The sequence below is a fragment of the Nocardioides sp. NPDC057577 genome (genome assembly GCF_042801335.1).
Lineage (GTDB): Bacteria > Actinomycetota > Actinomycetes > Propionibacteriales > Nocardioidaceae > Nocardioides.
Map to the genome: position 1 here is coordinate 1 of NZ_JBHVGB010000258.1, position 5,643 is coordinate 5,643.

The 5,643-nt window shown below is 73.9% G+C and carries 6 protein-coding genes; 2 read left to right on the forward strand and 4 right to left on the reverse strand.

Annotated elements, in window-relative coordinates:
• A partial coding sequence (locus tag ACFU7D_RS28295; protein WP_378873547.1) for a hypothetical protein occupies positions 1 to 869 on the forward strand: 869 nt, incomplete at its 5' end.
• Here ACFU7D_RS28295 and ACFU7D_RS28300 read toward each other — a convergent pair.
• Positions 841 to 1,623 carry a tyrosine-protein phosphatase gene (locus ACFU7D_RS28300; protein WP_378873549.1) on the reverse strand — a complete coding sequence of 261 codons (783 nt, stop codon included), beginning with the start codon at positions 1,621 to 1,623 and terminating at the stop codon, positions 841 to 843. The two genes, ACFU7D_RS28295 and ACFU7D_RS28300, sit on opposite strands and share 29 nt — an antisense overlap.
• A 156-nt stretch (positions 1,624 to 1,779) precedes the next feature.
• On the opposite strand from ACFU7D_RS28300, the gene ACFU7D_RS28305 reads away from it, so the two are divergent.
• Positions 1,780 to 2,391, forward strand: coding sequence for a hypothetical protein (locus ACFU7D_RS28305; protein ID WP_378873551.1), 612 nt, complete (start codon positions 1,780 to 1,782; stop codon positions 2,389 to 2,391).
• Positions 2,392 to 2,394: 3 nt separating this feature from the next.
• Here ACFU7D_RS28305 and ACFU7D_RS28310 read toward each other — a convergent pair whose 3' ends face one another.
• Genes ACFU7D_RS28310 through ACFU7D_RS28320 form a run of 3 tightly spaced genes read right to left on the reverse strand, consistent with a single transcriptional unit; the run spans position 2,395 to position 5,575 of the window.
• Positions 2,395 to 3,282: an SDR family NAD(P)-dependent oxidoreductase gene (locus ACFU7D_RS28310; RefSeq protein ID WP_378873553.1), complete on the reverse strand. Its 888-nt coding sequence runs from the start codon at positions 3,280 to 3,282 to the stop codon at positions 2,395 to 2,397.
• Positions 3,279 to 4,820, reverse strand: a complete 1,542-nt coding sequence (locus tag ACFU7D_RS28315; protein WP_378873555.1) for a pyruvate, phosphate dikinase — start codon at positions 4,818 to 4,820, stop codon at positions 3,279 to 3,281. Before ACFU7D_RS28315 ends, ACFU7D_RS28310 begins: the two co-directional genes overlap by 4 nt.
• A 20-nt stretch (positions 4,821 to 4,840) precedes the next feature.
• A complete protein-coding gene (locus tag ACFU7D_RS28320; protein WP_378873557.1) occupies positions 4,841 to 5,575 on the reverse strand; it encodes an SDR family oxidoreductase in 735 nt (244 codons plus the stop codon).
• Positions 5,576 to 5,643: the final 68 nt, after the last annotated feature.

Consider the following 5,643-nt stretch of genomic DNA (forward strand, 5'->3'; position numbering starts at 1 on the left):
GGCTGCTCGACGTGGTCGGCCTCGTCGGCGGCGCGTGCGGCTCGACCGGCTGGGTGACCGCCCACGCGGCCGCGGTCCCGTGGCTCCTCGACCTCTTCCCGCACCAGGCCTGGGCCGACCTGCGCGGCGAGGCGGGCGTCGACCCGCTCGTCGGCTTCTCGCTGGAGGCGGCCGGCTCGGTCCGCGAGCACGAGGACGGGCTGCTCGTACGCGGCCGCTGGTCCGCCGTGACTGGGGCTGCCCAGGCCGGCTGGCTCATCCTCGCCGCCCGGCACAGCTCCGACGGCGAGCCCGGGCCGGTCGGGCTGGTGCTGGTGGAGACCGCCGCGGCGCGCCTCGAGAGCTCGGTGGACGCCGTCGGCCTGACCGCGTGGGGTGCCCAGGACGTACACCTGAGCGACGTGGTCGTGCCCCGTCACGCCTGGGCCGGGGTCGGCGACCGCGCGCCTGCGCTGGCGCCGGTCGGCGCGATCGTCGCGATGGCGCTCGTGGGGTCCGCCCGGGGCGCCCTCGACCTGCATCTGGAGCAGCTGCGGCAACGCGTCGAGCTCACCCAGGCCGGTGAGGAGGTCACCTCCCGCGACCTCTCCCCCGCGCGGGTGGCCCGGGCCGCGTCCTCGCTGGACGCGGCCGCGCTGGTGCTCGGCACGCCCACCGACGCCGACCCGGACGCGCAGGCGCGCAACCCCTTCGACGACCAGCTCTACGCCGTGGAGCGGGCCGTCGAGGCAGTCGGGCTGGTCTTCGCCAGCGTGCGCAGCCATGCCCTCGACAACGACGACCCGGTGGCGCGGCTGTGGCGTGACGTACGGATCGGGGCACATCATGCCCGGGCCCTGGTCAATCGGCTGCGGATGTTGGGGGCGTGACCAGCGCGTCCCGGAGCGCGGCCAGCTCGTCCTCGGCGAGCCCGTGGCGCAGCAGGAACTCGGCGGCGCCGCCGTGGGTGGCGCGGAGGGTCTCGACGAACCGCCTGATCGCTGCAGCCTTGACGCCCATGACGCCCTCGGCGACGGGCGGCAGGTCGCTGTACGCGGGGATCCGGATGAGCCGTTCCCGGACACGATGCTCGCGCTCGGCGGTCAGTGCGTAGTCCTCGACGATCGCCTCGGCCGTCACCCCGACGGCGTCGAGCAGGACCGCGGCGAGGACGCCGGTGCGGTCCTTACCAGCGGCGCAGTGAAACACGACTCCGTGCCGGGCGGGGTCGGCGACGTTCCGGGCGGCCGTGACGATCGAGGCGGCGCTGCCGGCGAGGAGCTGCTCGTAGAGCAGCCCCAGGTCGGTCTTGCGCGTGTCGGGCATGACCACGTCGCGCACCGTCGAGTCGCCCTTGCGGACCGGCAGGTTGACCACCGACAGGCCGGCCTCGCCGAGCAGGCCGTGTCCCTCGCGGGCGGCCTCGTCGGGAAGCCGCAGGTCCAGCAGCGTACGGATCCCGAGGCCGTCGACGAGCAGGGCGACGTCGTCCGTTGTGGCCTGCTGCGGGGTGCTGGCCCGGAAGGCCACGCCGAACCTGGTGCTGCCGCCGCCTTCGACGGGCAACCCGCCGAGGTCACGTACGTTGTCCACTGCCGCCAGCTCGGTCCACCTGCTGCGGCGATCCTCGCCCACCACGCTCATCCGTCCTCCGTCGATCGTCGTCCAGGGTGTCGGCCCCACGATCTCCCGCCGGAACCGGTCTCCTGGCAACCGTCCCGCTCACTGGGAGCGGCGTCCGTCACAGCCCTTCACCGGGCGATGGTTGCCGGACGTGATCGTGAGTGAGAGGAGAGCGCTGTGTCCGACATGGACCTGCTACGCATCGTGGAACTGAAGGGCCGGGTCCGGCTGGACGACGTGGCCACCCCGCTGGGTGTCTCGACCGAGGAGGCCGGCGACCTGCTCGCCGAGGCGGTGTCGCGCGGACTGTGCGAGCAGGCAGGCGCGGCGTACCGGCTCTCCCCCGCCGGCCGCGAGCACCTGGCTGCCCTCCTCGACGCCGACAGGGCGACGGTCGACGGCCCGGCGCTCGCCACCGCGTATGACGAGTTCTGCGAGGTAAACGCCGACCTGAAGGGCATCATCACCGCCTGGCAGATGAAGGACAGTGCCACCCCCAACGACCACACCGACGCGGCGTACGACTCCTCGGTGCTGGAGCGGCTGGCATTCTTGCACACCGCGGTCCTCCCGCTGGTCGGTCGGCTCGGTGAGCTGGCACCACGCCTGGCGCGCTATTCCGCCCGGCTGCAGCACGCCCAGGACCAGATCGCCGCCGGCGAGACGATGTGGGTGGCCCGGCCGATCCTGGACAGCTACCACACGGTGTGGTTCGAGCTGCACGAGGACCTGATCCAGCTCAGCGGCCGCACCCGGCTCGAGGAGGCGGTCGCCGGCCGGGCCCACTGAGGCCTATCTGACGACAGCCGGGTTGAACTCGAGCGGCCCGCCCAGCATCTCCCGGTGCGAGGGCGGGCTGCTGCCGTCGGTGTCGGTGACCCCCAGCTCACGGGCGAGCTCGGCGCCGATGACCGTACGCCCGCTCCAGCGCATCCGCTCCGGGTGCGCCAGCAGCGCCGCGAGGATCCTTCCGGTCAACTCCGGGGACTCGGTGCGCGCCGCGAGCTCCCCATATCTGCCCGGGTCGCGCGCAAGGCCCGCGAGCGTCCGTTCGGTACGCAGGATGCCCATCCACACCGACACCACCGCCACCTGGTGCGGGGCGAGGTCGACGGCCAGGTCGTGCGCGAGCTTGTCGACGCCGGCCTTGACCGAACCGTACGCCGGTCCGTGCAAGTAGCAGCCGCCACCGAAGGACGAGGTGTGCGCGACCAGCCCGCCGCCGACGGTGAGGAGCGGGGCGGCGTGCCAGGCAGCGACGTAGGAGGAGCGCAGCCCGACGTCGAACATCCGCTGGTGCGCGAGCGGCTTCTCCCAGAACGGCCGGTCGTCGGTGAGCCCGTCGGGCAGCGCGATCGCGTTGTTGACCAGGACGTCGAGCCGGCCGTGCTCGCGGCGTACCCGGTCGAAGAGCGCCGCGACCGCGGCATCCTCGGCGTGGTCGCACACGACCGGGATCCCGGCGCCGCCACGGCGGTCGCACTCCGCGGCGGTCCGGGCGATCCCATCCTCGGAACGGCCGGTTACGTACACGGTCGCGCCGGTGGCGGCCAGCGCCGCCGCGATGCCGGCGCCGGCCCCGCGGCTGGCGCCGGTGACCACCGCGACCGTGCCCTTCCCCGTGCCCTTCCCCGTGCCCTTCCCCGTGCCCTTCCCCGTGCCCTTCGCCGGTGCGCTCACCGCTCGAGCGACTCGAAGGCGGCGAGGATGCGTTCGGCGGGAGGCATCGCGACCACCTGGGCGCGGGCGGCGCCGGGGAGCTGCCTCTCGGCCCACCCGGCCAGCCGCCTCAGGAACGGATCGGCGGTCGGGTCCGCGGCGGCGGCCTCGACCCGGCCCTCCCAGACCTGCCCGGTGGCACCGTCGACGGTGATCTCGCGGCCCGCCAGGAGCGCCAGGGCACCGGCCCCGCAGCCCACGACGCAGGGCCGTGCGATCTCCCGGCTGACGACCGCGGCGTGCGATGTCGCGCCACCGTACTCGGTGACGATGCCGCGCGCGGCGAGCATGCCGTGCAGGTCGTCCGGCGAGGTGGTCGAGCGCACCAGGATCACGTCCTCGCCGATCTCGGCGCGGACCTCGGCCTCGTCGGGGTCGGTGACCGCGACGCCGGTCGCGAGACCGGGGCAGGCGGCCTCGCCGGTGACCAGCGGATCGCCGAGCCCGGCACCGGTGCCGGTGGCGAGGACGCCGCGTACGTGCTCCGGGGTCACCCGGCCGACCGCCTCCTCCTCCGTCAGCAGGCCCTCGTCGACGAGGTCGACGGCGATCCGGACAGCCGCTGCGGCCGAGCGCTTGGCGGAGCGGGTCTGCAGCAGCCAGAGCCGGCCGCCCTCGACCGTGAACTCGATGTCCTGGACGTCCCGGGCAGACACCTCGAGGGCCCGCGCGGCGTCCATCAGCCGGGCGTGGGCACCGGGCAGCGCAACGGCCAGCGCCGCCAGCGGCTGCGGGGTCACCCGGCCGGAGACGACGTCCTCACCCTGGCCGCGCGGCAGCCACTCACCGAACGGCTCCCGAGCGCCGGTGCTCGGGTTGCGGGTGAACAGCACGCCGGTTCCGGAGTGGTCGTCGAGGTTGCCGAAGACCATCGCCTGGATGGTGACGGCGGTGCCGAGGTCGCCGGCGATCCCCCGGGAGGCCCGGTACGTCACCGCGCGCGGCGACTGCCAGGAGGCGAAGACGGCGCCGACGGCCGCCCGGAGCTGGTCCCACGGGTCGTCCGGGACCTCGCCCTGCTCGTCGGCCAGGACGGTCTCGCGATACTGCCGCACGAAGCGCTCGCGGGTGTCGCTCACGTACGCCTCGTCGCCGCTCTCCGCGGCGAGCCTCGCGCCGGCGGCCGCGGTCAGGCCGAGGTTGAGGACCGTGTCCATCATCCCGGGCATGCTGACCGGAGCGCCGCTTCGCACCGAGACGAGCAGCGGGTGCCGGTCGTCGCCGAAGCCGCGGCCGGTCTCCTCCTCGAGGAAGGCGATGCCCTGGCGTACCTGCTGCCACACCTCCTCGGGCACGGCTCCCCCGGCGGCGTAGAAGTCGGCGCAGCACCCGGTGGTCAGGGCCACCGCCGGCGGCACCGGCAGACCCTGGGCGCGCATCGCGTTCACGCTCCACGCCTTGCCGCCGATCGCGGCGCGCTCGAGCTCGCAGGTGCCGTCGAGACGGACCACCTCGGAGGCGATGCCCGCCGCCATCTTGTCGATCATGCTGGTGACCATTTCTCTCCTCTGGGAAGCGATTAGAAGACCGTGCCGCTGAGCGCGCCGCCGTCGACGACGAACTCGCTGCCGGTGGAGTAGCCGGACTGGTCGGAGACCAGGTACGCCACGAGCGGCGAGACCTCCTCGGGCCGGCCCCAGCGCGGGATCGGCACCCGGGCGAAGACCTCGGCGCCGTCGGTGTCGCTCTGGCCGGGCGTACGGCCGGTCATCGGGGTGGCGATGCCGCCGGGGTGGATCGAGTTCACCCGGATGCCGCGCGGGCCGAGCTCCTGGGCGGCCGCCTTGGTGAGCACGCGCACCGCGAACTTGCTGGCCGTGTAGGCGCTGAGGCCGGAGGAACCGACGAACCCGTTGATCGAGGACACGTTGACCACAGAGCCGCCGCCCTGAGCCAGCGCATCGGTGGCGGCCTTGAGGCCCAGCCAGGCGCCGGTGAGGTTGATGTCGAGGACCCGCCGGAACTCTTCGACGTCCATGTCGGCGATCGGCCGGAACGTCAGCACGCCGGCGTTGTTGACCAGGCCGTCCAGACCTCCGTACGTGGCCTTCGCCAGCCCGATGACATCGGCCCAGTGCTGCGGCGAGGTGACGTCGAGGTGCGCGAAGACCGCCGACTCGCCGAGCTCGTCGGCGAGCGCCTTGCCGTCCTCGTCGAGGATGTCGCCGATCACGACCCGGGCGCCCTCGGCGACCAGGTGGCGGGCGTGGGGGGGCCCCCCGCCCCCCCCGCCCCCCGGGGGTGTTTCTGCCATGTGGGGGGGCGGTGCCCAAGGTGGTGGGGTGCGGGGGGGGATTAGTGTGTGTAGCGGGCGGGGGCGGG

Excerpts from the sequence above, each read along its gene's own strand:
- ACFU7D_RS28315 (WP_378873555.1), bottom strand. The coding sequence starts at position 4,820 with ATGGTCACCAGCATGATCGACAAGATGGCGGCGGGCATCGCCTCCGAG.
- ACFU7D_RS28300 (WP_378873549.1), bottom strand. The coding sequence starts at position 1,623 with ATGAGCGTGGTGGGCGAGGATCGCCGCAGCAGGTGGACCGAGCTGGCG.
- ACFU7D_RS28320 (WP_378873557.1), bottom strand. The coding sequence starts at position 5,575 with ATGGCAGAAACACCCCCGGGGGGCGGGGGGGGCGGGGGGCCCCCCCAC.